General features: G+C 65.3%; 20 protein-coding genes and 2 tRNA genes. 4 read left to right on the top strand and 18 right to left on the bottom strand.

Going from position 1 to position 21,872, the window contains the following annotated elements; genetic code table 11:
* Positions 1 to 16: 16 nt before the first annotated feature.
* The 17 genes from ACP150_RS06840 to ACP150_RS06760 all read right to left on the bottom strand — a co-directional run bounded on the left by ACP150_RS06840 (position 17) and on the right by ACP150_RS06760 (position 17,090).
* Positions 17 to 90: transfer RNA gene (locus ACP150_RS06840), tRNA-Gly, on the bottom strand.
* A 97-nt stretch (positions 91 to 187) separates the two neighbouring features.
* Positions 188 to 1,198, bottom strand: a complete 1,011-nt coding sequence (locus ACP150_RS06835; protein ID WP_424965819.1) for a LacI family DNA-binding transcriptional regulator — start codon at positions 1,196 to 1,198, stop codon at positions 188 to 190.
* A gap of 7 nt (positions 1,199 to 1,205) precedes the next feature.
* The gene (locus ACP150_RS06830; RefSeq protein ID WP_424965818.1) at positions 1,206 to 2,372 is read right to left on the bottom strand and encodes a dihydrodipicolinate synthase family protein; all 1,167 of its coding nucleotides are present in this window, start codon (positions 2,370 to 2,372) and stop codon (positions 1,206 to 1,208) included.
* A 9-nt stretch (positions 2,373 to 2,381) separates the two neighbouring features.
* Entirely contained in the window at positions 2,382 to 2,690 is a 309-nt protein-coding gene (locus ACP150_RS06825; RefSeq protein WP_424965817.1) for a Dabb family protein, read from the bottom strand.
* Positions 2,687 to 4,279, bottom strand: a complete 1,593-nt coding sequence (locus ACP150_RS06820) for a GMC family oxidoreductase (protein ID WP_424965816.1) — start codon at positions 4,277 to 4,279, stop codon at positions 2,687 to 2,689. Before ACP150_RS06820 ends, ACP150_RS06825 begins: the two co-directional genes overlap by 4 nt.
* A 9-nt stretch (positions 4,280 to 4,288) precedes the next feature.
* Positions 4,289 to 5,047, bottom strand: a complete 759-nt coding sequence (locus tag ACP150_RS06815; protein WP_424965815.1) for a 3-ketoacyl-ACP reductase — start codon at positions 5,045 to 5,047, stop codon at positions 4,289 to 4,291.
* Positions 5,044 to 6,540: a GMC oxidoreductase gene (locus ACP150_RS06810; RefSeq protein ID WP_424965813.1), complete on the bottom strand. Its 1,497-nt coding sequence runs from the start codon at positions 6,538 to 6,540 to the stop codon at positions 5,044 to 5,046. The genes ACP150_RS06815 and ACP150_RS06810 overlap by 4 nt, the downstream gene beginning before the upstream one ends.
* Positions 6,540 to 7,652, bottom strand: coding sequence for an ABC transporter ATP-binding protein (locus ACP150_RS06805; protein ID WP_424965812.1), 1,113 nt, complete (start codon positions 7,650 to 7,652; stop codon positions 6,540 to 6,542). Before ACP150_RS06805 ends, ACP150_RS06810 begins: the two co-directional genes overlap by 1 nt.
* A gap of 5 nt (positions 7,653 to 7,657) precedes the next feature.
* On the bottom strand, positions 7,658 to 8,539 hold the full coding sequence (locus tag ACP150_RS06800; protein ID WP_424965811.1) for a carbohydrate ABC transporter permease: 882 nt from the start codon (positions 8,537 to 8,539) through the stop codon (positions 7,658 to 7,660).
* Positions 8,539 to 9,432, bottom strand: coding sequence for a carbohydrate ABC transporter permease (locus tag ACP150_RS06795; protein WP_424965810.1), 894 nt, complete (start codon positions 9,430 to 9,432; stop codon positions 8,539 to 8,541). Before ACP150_RS06795 ends, ACP150_RS06800 begins: the two co-directional genes overlap by 1 nt.
* 91 nt (positions 9,433 to 9,523) lie before the next feature.
* Positions 9,524 to 10,780, bottom strand: a complete 1,257-nt coding sequence (locus tag ACP150_RS06790) for an ABC transporter substrate-binding protein (RefSeq protein WP_424965809.1) — start codon at positions 10,778 to 10,780, stop codon at positions 9,524 to 9,526.
* Positions 10,781 to 10,820: 40 nt separating this feature from the next.
* Positions 10,821 to 12,341, bottom strand: a complete 1,521-nt coding sequence (locus ACP150_RS06785; protein WP_424965808.1) for an aldehyde dehydrogenase family protein — start codon at positions 12,339 to 12,341, stop codon at positions 10,821 to 10,823.
* Positions 12,342 to 12,345: 4 nt separating this feature from the next.
* The gene (locus tag ACP150_RS06780; RefSeq protein ID WP_424965807.1) at positions 12,346 to 13,113 is read right to left on the bottom strand and encodes an enoyl-CoA hydratase/isomerase family protein; all 768 of its coding nucleotides are present in this window, start codon (positions 13,111 to 13,113) and stop codon (positions 12,346 to 12,348) included.
* On the bottom strand, positions 13,110 to 14,681 hold the full coding sequence (locus ACP150_RS06775; RefSeq protein ID WP_424965806.1) for an acyl CoA:acetate/3-ketoacid CoA transferase: 1,572 nt from the start codon (positions 14,679 to 14,681) through the stop codon (positions 13,110 to 13,112). The genes ACP150_RS06780 and ACP150_RS06775 overlap by 4 nt, the downstream gene beginning before the upstream one ends.
* On the bottom strand, positions 14,678 to 15,682 hold the full coding sequence (locus ACP150_RS06770; protein WP_424965805.1) for a Gfo/Idh/MocA family protein: 1,005 nt from the start codon (positions 15,680 to 15,682) through the stop codon (positions 14,678 to 14,680). The genes ACP150_RS06775 and ACP150_RS06770 overlap by 4 nt, the downstream gene beginning before the upstream one ends.
* A gap of 111 nt (positions 15,683 to 15,793) precedes the next feature.
* On the bottom strand, positions 15,794 to 16,219 hold the full coding sequence (locus ACP150_RS06765) for a VOC family protein (RefSeq protein WP_424965804.1): 426 nt from the start codon (positions 16,217 to 16,219) through the stop codon (positions 15,794 to 15,796).
* 304 nt (positions 16,220 to 16,523) lie between these two features.
* A complete protein-coding gene (locus tag ACP150_RS06760) occupies positions 16,524 to 17,090 on the bottom strand; it encodes a TetR/AcrR family transcriptional regulator (protein WP_424965803.1) in 567 nt (188 codons plus the stop codon).
* A 79-nt stretch (positions 17,091 to 17,169) separates the two neighbouring features.
* Between ACP150_RS06760 and ACP150_RS06755 the strand changes: the two genes are divergently transcribed.
* The gene (locus ACP150_RS06755; protein WP_424965802.1) at positions 17,170 to 18,249 is read left to right on the top strand and encodes an enolase C-terminal domain-like protein; all 1,080 of its coding nucleotides are present in this window, start codon (positions 17,170 to 17,172) and stop codon (positions 18,247 to 18,249) included.
* Positions 18,250 to 18,302: 53 nt separating this feature from the next.
* Here ACP150_RS06755 and ACP150_RS06750 read toward each other — a convergent pair.
* Positions 18,303 to 18,389: transfer RNA gene (locus tag ACP150_RS06750), tRNA-Leu, on the bottom strand.
* Positions 18,390 to 18,548: 159 nt separating this feature from the next.
* Here ACP150_RS06750 and lipB point away from each other — a divergent pair.
* From lipB to ctaD, 3 genes are all read left to right on the top strand, one after another.
* Positions 18,549 to 19,208: a lipoyl(octanoyl) transferase LipB gene (gene lipB / locus ACP150_RS06745; protein ID WP_424965801.1), complete on the top strand. Its 660-nt coding sequence runs from the start codon at positions 18,549 to 18,551 to the stop codon at positions 19,206 to 19,208.
* 83 nt (positions 19,209 to 19,291) lie between these two features.
* Positions 19,292 to 19,831, top strand: coding sequence for a class I SAM-dependent methyltransferase (locus tag ACP150_RS06740; protein WP_424965800.1), 540 nt, complete (start codon positions 19,292 to 19,294; stop codon positions 19,829 to 19,831).
* Between the two features lie 360 nt (positions 19,832 to 20,191).
* Positions 20,192 to 21,868: a cytochrome c oxidase subunit I gene (ctaD, locus tag ACP150_RS06735; protein WP_424965799.1), complete on the top strand. Its 1,677-nt coding sequence runs from the start codon at positions 20,192 to 20,194 to the stop codon at positions 21,866 to 21,868.
* The last annotated feature ends 4 nt before the right edge of the window (positions 21,869 to 21,872 follow it).

The following is a 21,872-nucleotide window of genomic DNA, read 5'->3' as shown; positions in this document are numbered from 1 at the left end:
GTCCGGCCGGGGTGCTTGGAGCGGGCGGCGGGAATCGAACCCGCGTCATTAGCTTGGAAGGCTAAGGTCTTACCACTACACAACGCCCGCGTAGCATGAAGGTCGTATGTCATCGGATTTGCGCGGTCAAGCACTTGCGGGTGCGCAAGATGTAGCACCATAGGCGCAGGCGCCCGGGTGGCCTGCGTCAGTCGCCCTGCCCGCTCGAGGCGCGGCGCACCAGCGCCACGGGCATCCGGGTGACCGGCGCCGGTGCGATGCCGGTCTTGATCCAGGACAGGGCGCTCTGGGCGGTGGTCCGGGCGAGCTCGGGGATGTTGCAGCTGACCGAGGTCAGCGCCGGAAAGCTGTCGCGGCAATCCTCGATATCGTCGATCCCGATCACCCGCAGCTCGCGCCCCACCCGGGGGCCATGTTCGGCGCAGCCCGCAAGCACCCCCAGCGCCACCAGATCGTTGAAGCACAACACCCCGTCGACCTGCGGCTGACGATCCCGCAGATCGCGCGCGACGGACTTGCCGAAGGCCCGCGTCGCCTGCCCGGTCAGGATGATCGGGTCGCGGCCATGCGCGTCCAGAACCTCCAGATAGCCGCTCATGCGTTCTTGGGTGACGGGCCGCCCTTCCAGCCCGCCGAGAAAGGCGATGTTGCGGCACCCGGCCTCGATCAGGTGACGGGTTGCGAGCGCGCTGCCACGCTGAAAATCCGGCGCGATGAAGGGGACCTCGGCGCAGGAGCCTTCGAGCTGCCGCAGAACCTGGATCGTCGGCGTGCCCGCAGCCTGTAGCGCCGCGAGGGTCTCGGCATGCTGGCCATAGGCCGGGGACAGGATCAGCCCCGAGACACCATGCTCGACCAGCGAGGCAATCATCCGGATCTGCAGGGCCGGGTCCTCATCGGTGTTGGCAATCACCGTGGCATAGCCCGCATCCGCCAGCTGCATCTGCAGCGAGGCCGCGAACTCGGTGAAGAACGGGTTGCGCAGATCGTTGATGACCAGCCCGATCAGCCCCGAAGAGGCCGAGCGCAGCGTCGCCGCCGAGCGGTTATAGACATAGCCGATCTCGCCCATGGCTTCGCGCACCCGGGCCCGGGTGCTGTCCTTGACCGTGTTGCTGCCCTGCAGGACGAGGCTGACCGTGGATTTCGACACGCCGGCCTGCTTGGCAACATCCAGGATGGTCGGTCGGCGGGCCATATGCTCCTCAGTGGTCGATCCCGTGGGTGGCCAGCAGGGTCTTCATCCGCGCCTCGGCCATATCTGGCTGTAACAGCAGATCGGCCTGATCGGCCAGCCGAAAGACCTGTGCATAATGGGTGATGTCGCGGCTGGACTGAAATCCTGCGGGCATGATGAAGTGGCTCTGCGACCCGTTCAGCCAGGCCAGAAAGGCGATCCCGGCCTTGTAGAACCGGGTCGGCGCCCTGAAGATCTCGCGGCTCAGGTGCACCGTCGGCGCAAAGAGCGCGTGATAGCGGTCCGTGTCGCCCTCGGCCAAAGCCTCCAGCGCCTGACTGGCGGCGGGGGCGATGGCCGCGAAGATCCCGAGCAACGCGTGGCTGTAATGCGCCCCATCCCCGGCGATCAGGTCCGCATAGTTGAAATCATCCCCGGTATAGAGCCGCACGCCCTCGGGCAGACGGGCCCGGAACGCCTCCTCATGGGCCTGATCGAGGAGGGAGATCTTGATCCCGTCCACCTGCCCCGGGTTCTCGGCGATCAGGTCGAGGACAAAGCAATTGGCCGCCTCCAGACCCGTGTGACCCCAATAGCCGGTCAGGGCCGGATCGAACATCTCGCCCAGCCAGTGGAGCACGACCGGCGCCTGCGCGCCATCGATCAACGCGCGGTAGACCTTGTGATAGTCGTCGGGCGTCGCCCCCATGGCCGGGAAGGCGCGGGACGCCATCAGGATCAGCTGCCCGCCTGCCGCCTCGATCGCCTCGGCCTGCTCCTGATAGGCTGCGAGGATCGCCTCGGGGCTGCCGAGATCGGCCATATCCTTGTGATCGGTCCCGGCCCCGCAGGCCACGCGTGGACGTAGCGGATGCGCCTTGGCTGCGACCATGGTTCGCTCGATCAGCTCCTTCGCCGTCAACCAGTCCACCCCCATGCCCCGCTGGGCCGTATCCATGGCCTCGGCCAACCTGAGCCCCTGATCCCAGAGGCCCGTGCGGAACCGCAAGGTCGCCTCCCAGTCCACGGCGGGACGGCCGTCCCACGGGTTGCGCTCACGCAGCGGGTCACTGACCACATGGGCGGCGGCAAAGGCGGTGCGCGTCAGGGGCACGCGGGGCGCGCGCGCCACCAGCGGCGTGGCCCGCATCCTGTAGGGCGCAAGCCCGCCCTCGGCAGTTGGCAGGGTCAGCATCGGCGCGCCTCACACATCGAGATCAAGCACGCAGAGCCCGTCGATCCCGCCCACGGCGTTCTCGACCAACTGCCCGCCCAGCGCCTGATGGTCGGGGTTCTCGGCATAGGCCTGCAGCGCCTCCCAGCTGTCGAAATCGATGACGAAGCCATGCATAAAGCCGCGCTCGATCTGCTCGGGGCTTTCCGAGCGTCCACCGGTAAACCCTCGGGCCCCTGGCAGCTGCTCGGTCAAGGCGGCGAGGCCACCATAGATCTCGGCGATCTTCGCCTCCGGGGTGCCGGGCTTGAACTTGGTAAGGACGATATGTCGGATCATTGCAGAAACCCCTGATCTTGCTTGATCATATCGGCAGCTTTCTCGCCGATCATGATCGTTGGTGCATTGGTGTTGGAGGAATTGACGCGCGGCATGACCGAGGCATCGGCCACGCGCAGCCCGTCGATCCCGCTGAAGCGCAGCCGCGGGTCGAGCACGGCCTCGGCATCGCTGCCCATCCGGCAGGTGCCCGCGCAATGGTGCGAGGTCTTGGAATGGGCGCAGATGAAATCGAAATACTCCGCATCCGTGCGCACGCCCGGCCCGGGCAACCGTTCGGCGAGGATGAAGGGCTTCAAGGCGTCTTGGGCAAGGATCTCCTGCACCAGCTTGAGGCCCCGGATCGACATCTCGCGATCATAAGGGTCCGACAGGTAATTCGGATTGATCAGCGGCATGTCGGCGGGATTGTCGCTTTGCAGCCGGACCGTCCCGCGCGAACGGGGCCGCAAATGACAGGCGTTCAGCGTGACACCGCCGTTGGGCATCGCCTCGACCCCCGCCTCGATCCCGGTGCCCAGGCCCAGATGCATCTGGATATCCGGCGAGCGCGCGTTTTCATCCGCGTACCAGAACCCGCCCGTCTCAAACAGGCTGGAGGCCACCGGCCCCTTGCGGGTGAACAGGTATTGCAGCCCCGCCAGCGCTGACAGATGCAGCTTGGCAAAGCGGTCATAGGTGTGCGGGCCGGTGACCTCGCAAATCGCGTAGAGATCCAGATGATCCTGCAGGTTCGCACCGACACCGGGCTGGTCGCAGACCACCTCGATCCCGAGGCCGCGCAGATCCTCGGCCGGACCGATCCCCGACAGCTGCAGCAGCCTCGGAGAGCCGATCGCCCCCGAGGACAGGATGACCTCGCGATCGGCGGTGATCCGGCTGCCATCGGCCATCTCCACCCCCGTGGCACGCCCGTTTGCGACGGTGATCCGGCGGACCTGCGACTGCATCCGGATCGTCAGGTTGGGCCGCCCCTTGGCCGGGCCGAGAAAGGCCATGGCCGCCGAAGACCGCCGGGCGTTGCGTTGGGTGAGCTGGTAATACCCGGCGCCCTCGGGCTTGGCCCCGTTCACATCTGTGGTCTTGGGGATCCCGACCTCGCCAGCCGCCGCGATGAACGCATCGCAGATCGGCAGGGGGGCTGCGGGCATGGATACGCCCAGCGGGCCGCCCTGCCCGTGAAACTCCCCCGAATAGGTATCGTTGTCTTCGGATTTCTTGAAGTAAGGCAGGACCTCGGCATAGCTCCAGCCGTCGCAGCCCATTTGCCGCCACTCGTCGTAATCCTGCGCCGAGCCGCGCGTGTAGATCTGCGCGTTGATGGCCGAGCCGCCGCCGATCACCTTGGCCTGCGTATAGGTGAACACCCGGTCCTGCATCGCCCCTTGCGGCGTGGTCGACCAGCCCCAGGAGCCGATGCCCTTGGTCATCTTCGCAAACCCGGCCGGCAGGTGGAAAAACGGATGGCGATCACCGCCCCCGGCCTCCAGCAGCAGCACCGAGGCCTCGGGGATCTCGCTCAGCCGCGCGGCCAGAACCGAGCCCGCCGAGCCGCCACCGATCACGATGAAGTCGTATCCTTCAGCCATTTTCAAGCCTCACAATCTGGCGATGGAGAGCCCGCCATCGACGGGAATGACCGCGCCGGTGGCAAAGGGCATCTGGCCGGTGACCAACGGCAGGACGACCCGGCCGATATCCTCGGGCTCTCCCCAGCGTCTGGCGGGGACGAGCCCGTTCTCGATCCGGGGGGTGTAGCTGTCCCGCGCCCCGACGGTCATCTCGGTGGCGATGATGCCCGGGCGCAGCTCGAACACCCCGATCCCCTCGGGCGCGAGACGCAGGGCAAAGAGCGTACTCGCCATCGAGGCCCCCGCCTTGGAGACGCAGTATTCCGCCCGTTCGACCGAGGCCATGGCGGCACTCACCGAGGTGATGAAGATGATCGCGCGATAGGGCGCCTGCGGCAGGGCGCACATCCGGCGGGCAACCTCCTGGGTCAGGAAGAAGCCGCCGCGCAGATTGACCGCCATCACCTGATCGAAACTCTCGGGCGCCATCTCCAGCATATCGCCACGGGCGGGCGCGCCCATCCCGGCATTGTTGACCAGCGTGGTGACCGGACCGAGATCCGCCTCGATGCGCGCCAGTAGCCCGGGCACCGCCGCTATGTCGCGGATGTCGTGCTGATAGTACCGCGCGTCTTGGCCCAGCGCAGCGAGGGCCGCCGCCACCGGGGCCGCGTCGGGCGCGGGCAGCGAGGCGATGGCGATCTTGAACCCCGCCGCCGCGAGCTCGGTTGCGATGGCGAGGCCGATGCCTTGCTGCCCGCCGGTGATCAGGGCGACGCCGGTCATGCCGCAAGCTCCGTCTCGGTGATGTGACGCCCGGCCCGCAGCGCCAGCGCGGCAATGGTCAGGGCCGGGTTCACCGCCGCCGAGGTCGGCAGGACCGACGCATCGGTGATGAAAAGGTTCCCGTGGTCGTGGCTGCGGCAGAACACATCCACAACGCTGGTGGCCGGATCCGCCCCCATCCGCGCCGTGCCGCATTGGTGCGACGGGGTGCGCCGGTCGAAAGGCTGGGACAGCACGATCGGAAAGCCCGCCGCGCGCAGCTTGGCCTTGAGGGTCGCGACCAGCTGCAGATGGGCCTCCCAATTCGAGCGCTGCCAATCGAGCCGGATCTGCCCGTCTTTCAGGGTCACACGGCTGTCGGGATTGGGCAGATCCTCGGACATCGCATAAAGGTCGACGCTGCGCGCCGCGACGGCTTGCGCGAGCCAGCCCGGCAGCTTTGAATTGGCGGCGAGGATCGGCCCGGTGATCTTGCCCAGAAGCTGGATATTGCCGAGGGGCAGCCCCCCCGCCCCATCGCCGTTATAATAGTCGTTGACCATGAGCGTCTTCTGATAGATCGCGCGGTTGCGGCGCAGGGGATGCAGGGCCAGCACAGCCGAGCAGTTGTGGTTCATGAAGTTGCGCCCCACCTGATCCGAGCGATTGGCAAGACCGGTCGGACGGGCTTCATCGGCCGAAGCCAGAAGAAGCGCCGCGCTCTGCACCGCCCCACAGGCGAGCCCGACAATCCGAGGCCGCAGCGTCTCGGCTTTCCCGTCAGCCTCATACTGCACCGCTGTGATCCGCCCCCCGGCGCCTGCCTCCAGACGCGTCACCCGGCAGCCGGTTCGCAGCTCCACATTCGGATGGGCCAGCGCCTGCGCGAGCCCGCAGCTTTCCGCATCCATCTTGCCGCCGCAGGTGTCGGGATAGCCATCCCAGGTGGTGTCCCCGGCCCCGCGCCACGTGTCCAGATCCACGCCCAGCGGCAGGCTGGCGGGGGTCAGGCCCACGCGCTGCAGCCGCGCGCGCAGATCCACGATCTCGGGCTCGTCGGGCACGGGCCCGTGGGGATAGGTCCCGGAATGGGGCGGCTCGGTCGGATCCTGCCCGAGGGCGCCGCGGACGCGGTACATCTCCTCGGCGGCCTGATAGTCGGGTTCCAGATCGCCGTAGACGAGCGGCCATCCGGGGGTCGATCCCCCGGGATGGGCGCGCGCCTCGAAATCCTCAGCCCGGTAGCGGATCAGCGCCGCGCCGTAGAACTTCGAGTTCCCGCCCACATAGTAGAAATTGCCCGGGTTGAAGGCGCGATCCTGCCCGTCGAGCCAGCTTTCGTCCGGGCGGAAATACCCCGTGCCGAAAATCGCCTCGGCATCCCGGTCCCGAGGCGAGGGCCGCAACCGCTCCCCCCGCTCCAGGATCAAGATCCGCCGCCCGGACGGCGCCAGCGCCGCCGCAAGGGTCGCGCCGCCCATGCCCGAGCCGATGATGACCACATCAGGTTGCATCAGGGCGCAATGCGGCTCTCGGTTTCGGGGTCAAAGGCCACCGCCTTTTCCATGTTCACCGCAAAGGTGAAATCGATCCCCGGCGCCACCTCGGCATCGGACCGCATCCGGGCGATCACGTCCCGCCCGCCGAGGTTCATGGACACAAAGGTGTCCGACCCCGCAGGCTCCGTCACCACGATCCGGTTGGTCAGCTGTGCGATATTCGACGATTTGCGATCCGCCGCATCCTCGTCGGTGATCGTCTCGGGCCGGATCCCGAGCAGGATCTCCTTGCCCGCCCAGGCTGCCATGTTGTCCTGGCTGAAAGGCAGCGCGCAATGGCTCCCGTCATGGAGCGCGACCTGCGCCACGGGCCTGCCATTCTCCAGCGCGACCCTGGCCGGGACCACATTCATGGCCGGCGAGCCCATGAAGGTCGCGACAAAGATATTCGCGGGCGTGTCGTAGATCTCCTGCGGGGTGCCAAGCTGTTGGACATAGCCGCCATTCATCACCGCGATCCGGGTCGAGAGGGTCATCGCCTCGATCTGGTCATGGGTCACATAGACGATCGTGGTGCCGAGCTTCTGGTGGAGCTTCTTGATCTCGGTGCGCATATCTACGCGCAGCTTCGCATCGAGGTTCGAGAGCGGCTCGTCAAAGAGGAACACATCCGGGTTCCGCACCAGCGCGCGCCCCATGGCCACCCGCTGCCGTTGCCCGCCCGAGAGGGCACCGGGCTTGCGGTCCAGAAGCTGCTCGATCTGCAGAAGCTTGGCCACATCGGTCATGGCCTTGTCGCGCTCCGCCTTGGGCACGCCATGCATCTCGAGCCCGAAGGTGATGTTCTTGCCCACGGTCATGTTCGGATAAAGCGCGTAGGACTGGAACACCATCGCGATATTGCGCTTGGACGGGTGGACGCCGTTCATCACCGCGTCCTTGATCCGGATCTCGCCGCTGGAGATTTCCTCCAGCCCCGCGATCATGTTCAGCAGGGTGGATTTCCCACAGCCCGACGGGCCGACGAGGACGAGGAACTCGCCCTCTTCCACTGAGATGTCGACCTTGTGCAGGACCTCGACGGCGCCATAGGACTTTGTGGTATTGTCGATATCGAGAAAGCCCATAACGGTTATCCTTTCACGGAGCCCGCCATCAGACCGCGCACGAAGTAGCGGCCCGCGACGATGTAGACGAGCAGGGTTGGGAGGGCGGCGAGGATCGCTCCGGCGAAGTGGACGTTGTATTCCTTCACGCCGGTCGAGGACTGCACGAGATTGTTGAGCGCGACCGTCATCGGTTGCGAATTGGCATCGGCAAATGATGCTCCGAACAGAAAGTCGTTCCAGATATTGGTGAACTGCCAGATGATCGAGACCACCGCGATGGGCCCGGAAGACGGCAACAGGATCCGCCAGAAGATCTGGAAGAACCCGGCCCCGTCGATCTGGGCCGCGCGCACCAGTTCGGTCGGGAAGACCGCGTAATAGTTGCGGAAATAGAGCGTTGTGAACCCGATCCCGTAGACCACATGCACCAGCGCCAGACCCCAGGTCGTGCCCGCCAGCCCCATCAGGCCGAGCATCCGCGCCATGGGGATCAGCACGATCTGGAAGGGGATGAAGCAGGCAAAGAGCATCAACCCAAACAGGATGGTATCCCCCCGGAACCGCCATTTCGTCAGGACATAGCCGTTGAGTGCGCCGAGGATGGTCGAGACGATCACCGCCGGGACGACCATCTTGATCGAGTTCCAGAAATAGGGCGACAGCCCCGTGGGATCGACGCCGATCTGCGCCGAGGACCAGGCCTTGGCCCAGGGCTCCAGGGTGAAGACCTGCGGCAGGTTCATCATTCCGCCGCCGGTGATCTCGTCGAGCGGCTTCACCGAGTTCACCAGCATCACGTAAAGCGGCAGCAGGTAGAACAGCGCAAAGAGCAGCAGCACAACGTAGATCAGGGTGCGCATGACGCGCCCGGTCCGGATGGCGGTATCTTGGCTTGCGACAGACATCACTTCTTCTCCCGCAATTCGGCATAGAGATAGGGGATCATGATCGCGGCGATCGTCATCAGCATGATGACCGCCGAGGCCGCGCCGATGCCCATCTGGTTCCGCGTGAATGTGTAGGAATACATGAAGGTGGCCGGCAGCTCGGTCGCCCGCCCCGGCCCGCCCCCCGTGAGCGCGATGACCAGATCAAAGGTCTTGATCGCCAGATGGCTCAGGATCACGAAGGCCGACAGGAACGCGGGGCGCAATTGCGGGATGATGATCCGGCGATAGAGGTTCCAGTTCGAGGCCCCGTCCATCTGTGCCGCCTTGAGGATCTCGTTATCGATCCCGCGCAGCCCGGCGAGGAACATCGCCATGACAAAGCCGCTGGTCTGCCAGACCGCCGCGAGCACGACCGTGTAGATCGCGAAGTCGCGGTTCTTGATCCAGTCGAACTTGAACGTCTCCCACCCCCAGGTGTGCATGACATTCTCAAGCCCGATCCCGGGATCGAGGAACCATTTCCACGCCGTCCCCGTCACGATGAAGCTCAGCGCCATGGGGTAGAGATAGATCGTTCGCAGCATCCCCTCGGCGCGGATCTTCTGGTCGAGAAAGATCGCGAGCCCCAGCCCGAGACAGGTGCAGATCCCGATATAGAGCGCCGCGAAGACCCCCATATTCTTGAGGGAAATCTCCCAGTGGCTCAGACGCCAGAGCTTGGAGTAGTTCTCCCAGCCGACCCAGCCATAGGAGGGCAGCAGGCGGCTGTCGGTGAAGGAAAGGTAGACCGAAAACAGGATGAACCCGTAGACAAAGACCAGGATCATCGCCAAGGACGGCGACAGGATCAGCTTGGGCAACCATACCTGTAGTCGCGTCTTGAAATCTGCGTTGGCGTGTACGGCCATCACACTCCCCCTCGGGTCAGGTTGTCGGGATTGGTGCCGCCAGGACGGCACAGGGATGGAGCGGCCCGTCGGGCCGCCCCACCGGGGAGGATCACTTCGCGATCGACACGGCGTCCACGAGTTCCGCCACAGCTTCTTCGCTGTCGAACTCGCCATTGAAATGCGCCGTCACCACGTCATAGACCGCGTTTTTCACCGAGGCCGGTGCCGCGTGGCCATGGGCCATGGAGCCAAAGAGGTTGCCCGAAGCCGCCGCGGCGGCGAGATCGGCCATCCCCTTCTTGCCGCAGGCGTCAAACGCCTCGTCCGAGACATCCGTGCGCGCCGGGACCGAGCCCTTGACCACGTTGAAGGCCGACTGGAAGGACGGCGACAGGATCGCCGAGGCCAGCGCGGCCTGCTCGTCAGAGACCTGACCGCCCTGATCGAACATCATGAACTGGTCGGCATTGAACGTGACCTGCTCGGCCGTGCCCGGGAAACGGAAGCACAGGAAGTCCTGATCCGGCACCTTGCCCGCGTTCAGGAACTCGCCCTTGGCCCAGTCGCCCATCATCTGGAAGCCCGCTTCGCCATTGATGACCATGGCCGTGGCCAGGTTCCAGTCGCGGCCCGAGAAGTTGTCATCCACATTGGCGCGGATCACGTCCATCCGCTCGAAGGCTTCCTGCATCTTGGCGCCGCCGAGCACATCCTCGTCGAGATCGATGAAGGCCGCCTGATAGCCGTCCGGACCGAGTACCGACATGGCCACGGCGTCAAAGACGGTCGCGTCCTGCCAGGCCTGACCCCCATGGGCGATGGGCGTGATGCCTGCCGCCTTCAGGGTCTCGAGCGCGGCGGTGAACTCTTCCCACGTGGTGGGAACCGCGATGCCATTGGCGTCGAGCACGGCCTTGTTGGCCCAGACCCAGTTGGTGGAATGCACATTCACCGGGGCCGAGACCCATTTGCCGTCGATCTTGGCGAACTCCTGCAGCGCGGCGGGCACCACATCGTCCCAGCCTTCCTTGGCGGCCACGGTGTTCAGATCCGCAAGCGAGCCCTGCTTGGCCCAGTCCACGATGTCAAAGCCGAGGCCCTGCACGGCGGTGGGCGCGTTGCCCGCGGTGACCCGGGCGCGCAGCACGGTCATCGCCTGCTCGCCGCCGCCGCCCGCGACCGGCATGTCGGTCCAGCCGATGCCCTGTCCCTCGAGATCGCCCTTCAGGACGTTCAGTGCCGCCGCTTCACCGCCCGAGGTCCACCAGTGCAACACCTCGACGCCTCCGTCCTGCGCAGAGGCGGCGCCCCCACTCATCATCAGGACAAGCGCAACAGCCGTGCTGGTCTTCTTGATCGAACGCATTTGGTATCCTCCCATTTTGCATTCTGGTTATGCCCACGCTTTATGCGTGTGTTGTGACCCAAGGTGCTCGGCTGCGCCCGATGCGCATCACCACCGATTTCACCTCGAGAAATTCCTCAAAGCCATAATGACCAATCTCGCGGCCTTGACCAGATTGTTTGACGCCCCCGAAGGCCAGCTCGGGGAAGCCATCCATCCAGGTATTGGTCCAGACCGTGCCAGCCTCGGCGCGCCGCGCAAACTCAAGGCAGGTATGGATATTCTCGCTCCAGATCCCGGCGGAGAGGCCATACTCGCTGTCATTGACCAGCGCGATCGCCTCATCCAGCGTTCGATAGGTCAGCACAGTCAGGACCGGGCCGAACACCTCCTCGCGGGCGATGGCCATATCCGGCGTCACACCGGTGACCACCGTGGGCTGGTAGAACTGCGGGCCCAGCCCCTCGACCCGCAGGGCTGCACCGCCGAGTGCAATCGTGGCTCCCGCATTGCGTGCATCGCGGACATAGCCGTCGATCTTGGCATTGTGCTCGGCGGTGACGATGGCACCGACCTGCGTCGTGGGATCCAGCGGGTCGCCGAACCGCACCTGTCGCGACAGCGCCACGACCCGGGCGACGAAGGCCTCGGCGATATCCTCATGCACAATGATCCGGCTGGAGGAATTGCAGCACTGGCCGACATTGAAATAGACCCCGAAGGTCACGGCATCGGCCGCACTGTCGAGATCCGCATCCGGGCAGATCACCTGCGGGTTCTTGCCGCCAAGCTCCAGCGCGACTTTCTTCAGCGTGCCCGAGGCCGCCTGGGTGATCAGCTTGCCCACGGCCGTGGAGCCGGTGAAGGTCACCATGTCCACATCCGCGTGGGAGGACATCAGGCTGCCCACCGGATCGCCATGACCCAGCACGATGTTGCAGACCCCTGCGGGCAGGCCCGCCTCGATCAGCAACTCGCCCATCATCACCGTCGATGAGGGTGTCATCTCGGACGGCTTGACCACGACCGTGCAGCCCGCCGCGAGGGCGAAGGGCAGCTTCTGGCTGAGGATCCAGAACGGGAAGTTCCAGGGGGTGATGATCGAGACCACCCCGATGGGCTCTTTCAGAACCACACCCAGCATGTCCTCGCCCAGCGTGTTGTGGCTGTCGCCATGGCTGCTGCGGGCGAGCGAGGCAGCGTAGCGCCACAGATCAGCCGCGCCCCCAACCTCACCCCGCGCCTGAGAGATCGGCTTGCCGCTTTCGAGCGTTTCCTGCACCGCGATCCGGTCCACATTGGCCTCGATCAGATCGGCCACGCGCAACAGAACCTCGGCCCGCGCCTTGCCGGAGATCCGGCTCCAGCTTCCGGCCTCGAACGCCCGGCGCGCGGCCGCAATCGCCGCCTCGGTTTCGGCCACACCCCCCAGAGCCGAGCGGCTCACCACCCGGTCATGGGAGGGCGCGCGCCGGTCAAACTGCGCCGCGCTGTCGACCCAGGCCCCGTCGATCAGGTGCCGTCCGGTGAAAACCGGCGGCAGGTCATAGGCGATGGCAGTGTTGATGGTCATGTCGTTCATGCGTTCAGAGCCCGTCAAATTGGGGGGAGCGTTTTTCAAGGAAGGCCGCGACGCCCTCGTCCCGGTCGGCACTGGCACCCGCGGCGGCACTGCCCAGCGCCTCGATGGCGGCGGCGCGGTCCTCGCCCACGGCTCCGTGGATCATCGCCTTGGCCAGCTCATTGGCCCGGGGCGAGACATCGGACAGCGCTGCGGCGACCTCATGCGCGGCGGCCAGCACGTCCTCGGCAATCGCGGCGGCAAAGCCCAGCGCCTCGGTGCGGGGTGCCGGGATACGCCGCCCGAACAGCGCCATTTCCTTGACCACCGGCTCCGGCAAGAGCCGGGTCAGGCGTTGGGTCCCGGACCAGCCGGGCACGATCCCGACCTTCGCCTCGGGCAGGGCCAGCGTCGCGCGCGGGGTCATCACCCGGATATCGCAGCAGGCCGCAAGCTCCAGCCCGCCGCCAAAGGCATGCCCGTTAAGCGCACCGATCACCGGCTTGCTGAGCCTTGCCAGCCGGTCAAAGACCCGGTGCCCGTCGCGCACCCAGTGGCGGGCGAACTCCGCCGGGCCGAGCGCACCCCATTCCGCGATATCGGCCCCGCAGCAGAACGCCTTCGGCCCCTCTCCGGTCAGGATCACCGCGCGAATGTCGGGCTGCCGTTCCAGCGCGTCGAGATGGGCGGCCAGATCTTGCAGCATGCCCGTGGTGAGCGCATTGAGTTTCGCGCCGTTTTCCAGCGTCAGCACGGCCGTCGCGTCGGTTGTGGTGCAGCTGACACCCGTCATAGGACCAGCCCCATGGGCGCATCGGCCAGCAGGGATTTCGGCATGAGCTTGGCGTTCTCGGCCACCTGCACCCGGCCTCCGGAGGCTCCGACGATATGCTCCTGCGGGTCGATCCCCGGCATGATCTCGGTCGCGAGCAGCCCATTCCCGGTCAGCTGGATCACGCAGCGCTCGGTGACATAGAGCACGTTCTGCCCCTGCTCGCGCGCGCGGCGGCCCGAGAAGGTCACATGCTCGACCTCATCCACCATCTTGGTGAAGCGTCCGGGCGCGGCGATCTCGATCCCGTCATCAGTCAGGTTGATCTTCGCCCCGGCCTCGAACCAGCCGGAGAAGACGATGTTCCGGGCCCGCGCCGTAATGTCGACAAAGCCGCCGCAGCCCGCCGTCAGATAGGGTTTCTTGCCCAGCTTCGAGACATTCACATTGCCCTCCACATCGACCTCGAGAAAGGAGAGGAACGACATGTCGAACCCGGCGCCCTGGAAGTAGATGAACTGCTGCGGCGAGGGCATGAAGGCATCGGCATTCGACGCGCAGCCAAAGGCGAAGCCTGTCAGCGGCACGCCCCCGACAGCGCCCTGTTCGATGGCCCAGGTGACCGCGTCCGGATGCCCCTCTTCCAAGAGAACACGCGGAACCATGGCGCTGATCCCGAAGCCGAGATTGGCGGTCATGCCCCGGCGCAGCTCCTGCGCGGCGCGGCGGGCGATGACCTTCTCGACCCCATGCTCGGCGCGGCTGAAACTGTCCCAGGGGCGCATGATCTCGCCCGAGATGGCCGGGTCATAGCCAGTCTCGGTGGTCTGCTTCTGGTCCGGATCGACCACGATGCAATCCACCAGATGCCCGGGCACGCGCACATCATGGGGGCGCAGGCTGCCATTGGCCGTGACGCGCTTGACCTGCGCGATGACAATGCCGCCATTGTTGCGCACGCAGATCGCCTGCTCGAGCCCGCCGAGATAGGCGCCTTCGTGTTCATAGGTGAGATTGCCCCGCTCATCGGCCGTGGTCGCACGGATCACGGCGACATTCGGCACGATATTGGGAAAGTGCAGCCAGGTCTCGCCGGCGAACTCCACCCGGTCGACAATCGGGGTCGCCGCACCGGTCTCGTTCATCGCGCAGCCTTGGAGGTTGGGGTCCACGAAGGTCTCCAGCCCGACCTTGGTCAGCACGCCGGGGCGATGGGCGGCAGCTTCGCGATGCATGTCGAACATGATGCCCGAGGGCACGTTATAGGCGGCGACCCGATCCTCGACGATCATCTTCCAGATTTCGGGCATCTCGACGCTGGACGGCCCCGAGGGGTAGGACCCCGCGAGCACGCGGCGCAGCAGCCCGTCCTTGGCCAGATGGTCCATCCCCTTGACGCCATAGACATCGCCGGCCGCAATCGGATGCAGCGAGGTGACCCCGCGCGGGTGCCCCTCGGCGTCGAACCGGGCTCCGATGGCTGCGAGCACCGCATCCGGGCAGCCCAGCGTCGAGGAGGAGGAGACCGAGATCACGGCCCCATCGGGGATCCGGGCCACGGCGTCGGCGGCGGGAAGGACCTTGCTCATGCGACCTCTCCGTACGCGACGGTGACCTTCTGGCCGCTCTGAGCGGCGGCGCGGACGGCCAATGCCACGGCGAGCGATTTGATCCCGTCCGACCCGTTGGCGGCCGGAGCGCCGCGCCCCGCCACGGCGGCATAGAAATCCGCAACCCCTTGCACATAGAGCGAGTGGTCGGAATAGGGCACCTCGCGCGTCCCGCTTGCCGTGCGCAGGGTGATCGTCCCCATGGGCATCTGGGTCATGACATCGCGGGCAAAGATCGAGCCCTCGGTGCCGTGGATCTCGAGCCCGCTGCCGGCGAAGGGATGGGTGAAGCTTTCATGGGACATCACCATGGCGCCCGAGGGCATGGTCCAGACGGACATGCAGCTGTCCTCGACCCCCTGCCCCATGCCAGAGCTTGCGAATTGCGCCACCACATCCACCGGGTCCTCGCCCAGCAGGAAGCGCGCCACATCCGCGTCATGAACGGTGATGTCCGGGATCACGCCGCCCCCGGCAGAGGCATCGTTGATCCGCCATCCCTGAAGGTTTTCCGGCAGATGCACCGCGTGGTGAATCCGCAGGGACAGCACATGCCCCACCGCACCATCATCGATCAGCGCACGCATGGCCCGGTGGGAGCCCGAGCAGCGCAGGTGATGATTGGTCGCAAAGACAACGCCCGCATCCCGGGCCGCCGCCACCATCTCATCCGCTTCGGCAAGGCTCAGCCCAAGGGGCTTTTCACAAAGCACATGCTTGCCCGCCGCGATGGCCGCCATGGCCTGCGCGTGGTGCTTTTCATTGGTCGAAGAGATGTAGACGCAGGCAGCCTCCGGATCGGCCAGCGCCTGGGACAGATCATCGGTGGCCTGCGTGATCCCGTGATCCGTGGCCCAGCCCTGCGCCCGGTCTGCATTGCCACTGACGACCCAGGTTACCGCGCCTGCGGGCTGTGCCCGGACTGCCGCGATCATGTGCTGAGAGGCGATGGTGCTTGCTCCGACAAAGATCCAGTTCATCTGCCCCTCCTCCCGAAAGTTTGGAACGTTCCATATTCGTTAGCCCCGTAGCTATTGGAACGATCCAAATTGCGCAAGCAAAAAATTCGCGACCATCCAAGATGAGGGGATTCAGGCCTGTGCGAGTTCGTAGAGCTCAATCGGCAGGCCGTCCGGATCCTTGAAAAACGTAAAGCGCGCCGCGGTCAGGGGGTCGATACGCACAGGCTCCACCGCCACGTTCTGGCCGGTCAGGCGCGCGATGGCCGCATCCATGTCCGCCACCTGGAACGCCAGATGCCGCAGGCCGCATGCCTCGGGCTGGTTGGGACGCGCGGGCGGCTCGGGGAAGGAAAAGAGTTCAAGCTGCCCGCCCCCGGGGATCTGCAGGTCCAGCTTCCAGGAGTGCCGCGCCGCACGATGGGTCTCGGCAATCACGGCCAAGCCCAGCACCTCGGTATAGAAGCGCTTGGAGCGCTCATAGTCACTGACGATCAGGGCGACGTGGTGAAAGCTTTCGAGCATGTCCGGGATCTCCATCAAGCGGCTGCGCGGCACGTGACAGATGTCGCGGCATGGCGACCCGATGGCAAGGGCTGTTACGCTGGCGGCTGAGGACAGCCCATGCCCAACCCCAATGCAGGCCCGCCTGCGTCCCGGCGCGCAGCAAGATCTGATCTGCCACCGCAATCGTGCAGCGGACCGCCGGGCAGTGCCTGAAACCCTCTCCGCTGCCGGGGACTTATCGCGGGATCTCAGGCAGCGCGCGGCCTGACAGCGAGATGGCGCGCGACGCCCCCCTGACGGAGTAAGGACACAGACAGCTGGTCTTCTCGCGCTAGGCAAACCCGCCGAAGCGGGCTCAGGCGTCGGTCAATCGCGGCACTTCGGACCGCAGGCGCATGATATAGCCCGGATCGCGGTGGATCAGGGTCAGCACCAGCGCCCCCTCGAGCAGGATGCAAAAGGTTTCGGCAGCGCGCGCGGGGCGCGCATGGTGCCGCGCAGCAAGCTCCGCCGCGATCCAATCCTGCACCGCGCGTTTATGCCGATCCGCCGCGGCCCGAACCGGATGGCCCGGCAGATCGCCCAGCTCCAGTGTCAAGCGCGTGAAGCCCGACCCGGTCCATCCCGAAGCCCCCGCCCAGTCCGCGAGTTTCACCAGCAGACCGTCGAGAAAGGCATGGGACGTCACGGCCTCCGGATCGGCCCACCCCCGGACCGTCTCGAGGGTCAGATCCGCCTGCCGGTCCATCACCGCGCCGATCAGGGCATCCTTGCTCGCGAAGTGGTTGTAGAGCGTCCGCTTGGTCACGCCCGCCTCTGACGCGATCTCATCCATGCTGACCCGAGAGTAGCCGCGCCGAAAGAACAGCCGGAACGCGGCCGTCAAAATCCGGTTGATCGTAGGGGCCGAGGAGCGGGGCATGGGGTTTCTATACCCAACAGTGAATGTATTCGCGAGGACAGCCGCGCTAGCCCTCGGCAGACGCCATCAGGAGATCCCCATGCCATCGCCCACCATCACCGCCATCCGAACCCGCGCTGTCCTTGCACCTTTGCCCCGGCCCATCACCACCGCTGTGGCGGCGATCGAGAAGGCGCCCTTGCTCTTGATCGATATCGAGACGCGCGAGGGGGTCGTGGGGCGCAGCTACCTGTTCACCTACACGCCGCTGGCACTGGCCCCGCTGAGCAGCCTGATCCGGAATGTCGGGGACAGCCTGATCGGCAAGACCGTGGATCCTTTGCCGCGCTTTGCCGAGTTGACCGGGATGTTCCGACTGCTGGGGCGGCAGGGGCTTGTTGCCATGGCGATGGCGGGTTTCGACATGGCGTTCTGGGATGCGCTCGGCAAATCCTGCAACCGCAGTGTTGCCGAGATGCTCGGCGCCGCACCGATGCCTTTGCCCTGTTATGACAGCCACGGGATCTTTGACGGGCAGCGCGACCGCGCGCTGCTGGAACAGTCGCTGCAGGAGGGGTTCCGCGCCGTGAAGTTCAAGATCGGTAACGGAACGGACGGTGACGACATCCGCGCCCTCACCGAGATCACCGAGATCGCGGGCCCGGAGGTAGACGTGATGGTGGACTACAACCAATCGCTGCGCACGCCCGAGGCGGTCCGGCGGATCCGCGCACTCGAAGACCGGTTCGACCTCGCCTGGATCGAGGAACCTTTGCCCGCCGAGGATTACGCCGGCTACCAGACCCTGCGCAGTGCGGTCCGCACGCCGCTGCAGGCTGGAGAGAACTGGTGGCTGCCCGAAGATGCCGCCCGGGCCATCGGGGCGCGGGTCTCGGACCATGCTATGCTGGACATCATGAAGATCGGTGGGGTCACCGGCTGGATGCGCGCCGCGCCTCTGGCGGACGCCGCGTCGATGCCTGTTTCCAGTCATATCTTCGTGGAAGCGAGCGCCCATGTCCTCGCCGCGACCCCCAATCGGCACCTGCTGGAATATCTCGATGTGGCCGGAGGGATCCTGGCCGCGCCCTATGAGATTACCCGGGGCACCCTCACGGCCAAGGGACCGGGACTGGGGATCGCGTGGGATGAGAAAGCCGTGACGCGGCACGCGGCATGATGGCAGCGGCGCTGTACGTGCCGCCTCGTCAATCATATGTCTCTTGGGGAGAATGGTGCGGTCGAGAAGACTCGAACTTCCACGGGTGTTACCCCACAGCGACCTCAACGCTGCGCGTCTACCAATTCCGCCACGACCGCACGCCTTGGAGAATGAGGCGCGGTTTAGCGGGACTGTTCGGCAATGCCAAGAGGGAAATACGCCCCCCTGCGCGGATTTTTCGCCCTCGTGGTGCCGCACGCTCTCTTGCTCAGCGCCGGGGATTGCGGCACGACGCATCAGAACCGCTGGAGGGGCCCATGGACTGGATCATTAGCGACGGCCTGGTGGACTACGAGACCGCTCTCGCCACCATGGAAGACCGCGTGAACGCGATTGCCGAAGGGCGCGCGCCCGAGATGGTCTGGCTCTTGGAGCATCCGCCGCTCTACACGGCGGGGACCAGCGCAAAGATCGAGGATCTGACCGATCCGGACCGCTTTCCGGTCTACGAGGCCAAGCGCGGTGGGCAATATACCTATCACGGCCCGGGCCAGCGGGTGGTCTATGTCATGCTCGATCTCGGCAAGCGCGGGCGCGATGTCCGCAAGTTCGTCTCGCAGATGGAGGCCTGGGTGATCGCGACCCTCGCCGAGTTCAATGTCACGGGCGAGCGGCGCGAGGGCCGCGTCGGCGTCTGGGTGCAGCGGCGGGACAAGCCGCTCACCGTCCTTGGCCAGCCCCCGGAAGACAAGGTCGCCGCCATCGGCGTGCGCCTGCGCAAATGGGTGAGCTTTCACGGGTTGTCGATCAATGTGGAACCGGATCTCTCCCATTTCTCGGGCATCGTGCCCTGCGGGATCTCCGAACACGGCGTGACGAGCCTCGTGGATCTCGGCCTGCCGGTCACCATGGATGATGTGGATGTCGCCTTGCGACATACCTTCGAGCAGCAGTTCGGACCGATCGCCGACGGTTGATCCGCCTGCGCCCGCCGATCCTGGTGTGGCCGCTTGACATCCCGGCGCGGTGCAGGCTCCGCTGCACCAAAGGAGCTTTGCCCGTGTCGCGATCCGAAGACCTCATCTCTGAGTACCGCAAGGTCCATGCGGGCAAGGTCTATGGCCAGACCTCCGAGCTGCTGACAGGGTATATCCTGCGACAGGTGGCGTTCCTGCCCCCGCCGCGCCGGATCTTCGACTACGGCTGCGGACAGGCGCGGACCGTGGATTGGCTCGCCAAGATCTTTGACGCCAAGGCCTATCGCTATGACCCGGGTCTGCCGGATCATGCGGAGCGTCCGGAGGTGACAGCGGATCTGGTGATCTGCACCGACGTGATGGAGCATATCCCGCTCGAAGATGTGGACCGGGTGCTGGCCGAGATCCGCAGCATCTCGCCCCATGCCTTCTTCAATATTTCCTGCGTGAAAGCCGCCGAGATCCTGCCCAATGGCGAGAACGCCCATTGCACCGTCCGCCCGGCGCGCTGGTGGGCGACGCGGCTGGGCGCGCATTTCGACATCGTGCGCAAGACCCGGTCGTTTACGCCGAATTCCGTCAGCCTCGTGACGTGGCCCCGCCCGGAGACCGCGGAGGCGTAGCACCCCGACAACGGCCCGGCTGTCGCCACCAGATATCGGCGCTCGCGCATGGTGGCATGCCACCCGCGTTTTGTGATCACAAATGTTGCCGTCCTGCGCTCCGGCGCCAACTGACTCGCAGCACACCGCATCCGGGACCGCCAGCACCCTCGACCAAAGTCGCGTCGCACACGCATAGAATGCGACCTTTGCGCCCAGATCGCCAAAAACATATGCGTTTTTTGTTGTATGTCATGGTCTACGCCATTGCCGCATTCGGGAGCGGCGGATAGAACGACCTGCAGGAAACATCGGGACAGATCCGTCTGAACGACCTTTCGGCCGGCCTCCCCCGCGACGAACGACAAACAGGAGCGCAGCATGGCAGATGCAGCCGTCCATGGCCACGGTCACGAAGATACCCGCGGGTTCTTCACCCGGTGGTTCATGTCGACAAACCACAAGGATATCGGGATCCTGTACATCCTGGTGGCCGGTCTTGCCGGGTTTATCTCGGTCGCCTTCACCGTTTACATGCGCATGGAGTTGATGAACCCCGGCGTGCAATTCATGTGCGCCGAAGGCGCGCGGCTGATCGCGGCAGGTGCCGGCGACGTATGTACCCCCAACGGGCATCTCTGGAACGTGCTGATTACCGGCCACGGCATCCTGATGATGTTCTTTGTGGTCATTCCGGCGCTCTTCGGCGGATTTGGCAACTATTTCATGCCCTTGCACATCGGTGCACCGGACATGGCCTTCCCGCGGCTGAACAACCTGTCTTTCTGGCTCTATGTGGCGGGCACTTCGCTTGCCGTGGCCTCGGTGCTGGCACCGGGCGGCAATGGCCAGACCGGATCGGGCGTGGGCTGGGTGCTCTACCCGCCGCTTTCGACCAATGAAGACGGCTTCTCCATGGATCTCGCGATCTTCGCGGTCCACGTTTCGGGCGCTTCGTCGATCCTTGGCGCAATCAACATCATCACCACCTTCCTGAACATGCGTGCCCCGGGCATGACCCTGTTCAAGGTACCGCTCTTTGCCTGGTCGATCTTCGTGACAGCCTGGCTGATCCTTCTGGCACTGCCGGTTCTGGCGGGTGCGATAACCATGCTGCTGACTGACCGGAACTTCGGGACGACCTTCTTCGACCCCTCCGGCGGCGGTGATCCGATCCTCTATCAGCACATCCTGTGGTTCTTCGGACACCCTGAAGTGTATATCGTGATCCTGCCGGCCTTCGGCATCGTCTCCCACGTGATCGGGACCTTCTCGCGCAAGCCGATCTTCGGCTACATGCCGATGGTCTGGGCCATGATCGCCATTGGCGGCCTCGGCTTCGTCGTCTGGGCGCACCACATGTACACGGTGGGGATGTCCCTGACGCAGCAGAGTTACTTCATGCTCGCGACCATGGTCATCGCCGTGCCGACCGGGGTGAAGATCTTCAGCTGGATCGCCACCATGTGGAAGGGCTCGCTGACCTTCGAGACACCGATGCTCTTTGCCATCGGGTTCCTGTTCCTGTTCACCGTGGGCGGTGTGACCGGCATCGTTCTGTCCCAGGCGGGCGTGGACCGGGCCTATCACGACACCTACTACGTGGTGGCACACTTCCACTACGTGATGTCTCTGGGTGCCGTCTTCGGGATCTTCGCCGGGATCTATTTCTGGATCGGCAAGATGTCGGGCCGTCAGTACCCGGAATGGGCGGGTAAGGTGCACTTCTGGACCTTCTTCGTGGGTGCCAACCTGACCTTCTTCCCGCAGCACTTCCTGGGCCGTCAGGGCATGCCGCGCCGCTATATCGACTACCCGGATGCCTTCGCGCTCTGGAACTACGTGTCGAGCTGGGGCGCCTTCCTGTCCTTCGCCTCCTTCCTCTTCTTCATCGGCGTGGTGTTCTACACGATCACCAAAGGCAAGCGCGTCGAGGAAGAGAACTACTGGAACGAGCACGCGGATACGCTGGAATGGACCCTGCCGAACCCGCCGCCTGAGCACACGTTCGAGCAGCTCCCGACCCGGGATATGTGGGACAAGCAGACCTCGCACTGACCAT

This window comes from Dinoroseobacter sp. S375 (assembly GCF_049800775.1).
Classification (GTDB): domain Bacteria; phylum Pseudomonadota; class Alphaproteobacteria; order Rhodobacterales; family Rhodobacteraceae; genus Dinoroseobacter.
Note: the sequence above shows the minus strand (reverse complement) of the source record. Positions and strands in the feature narration are given on the sequence as shown.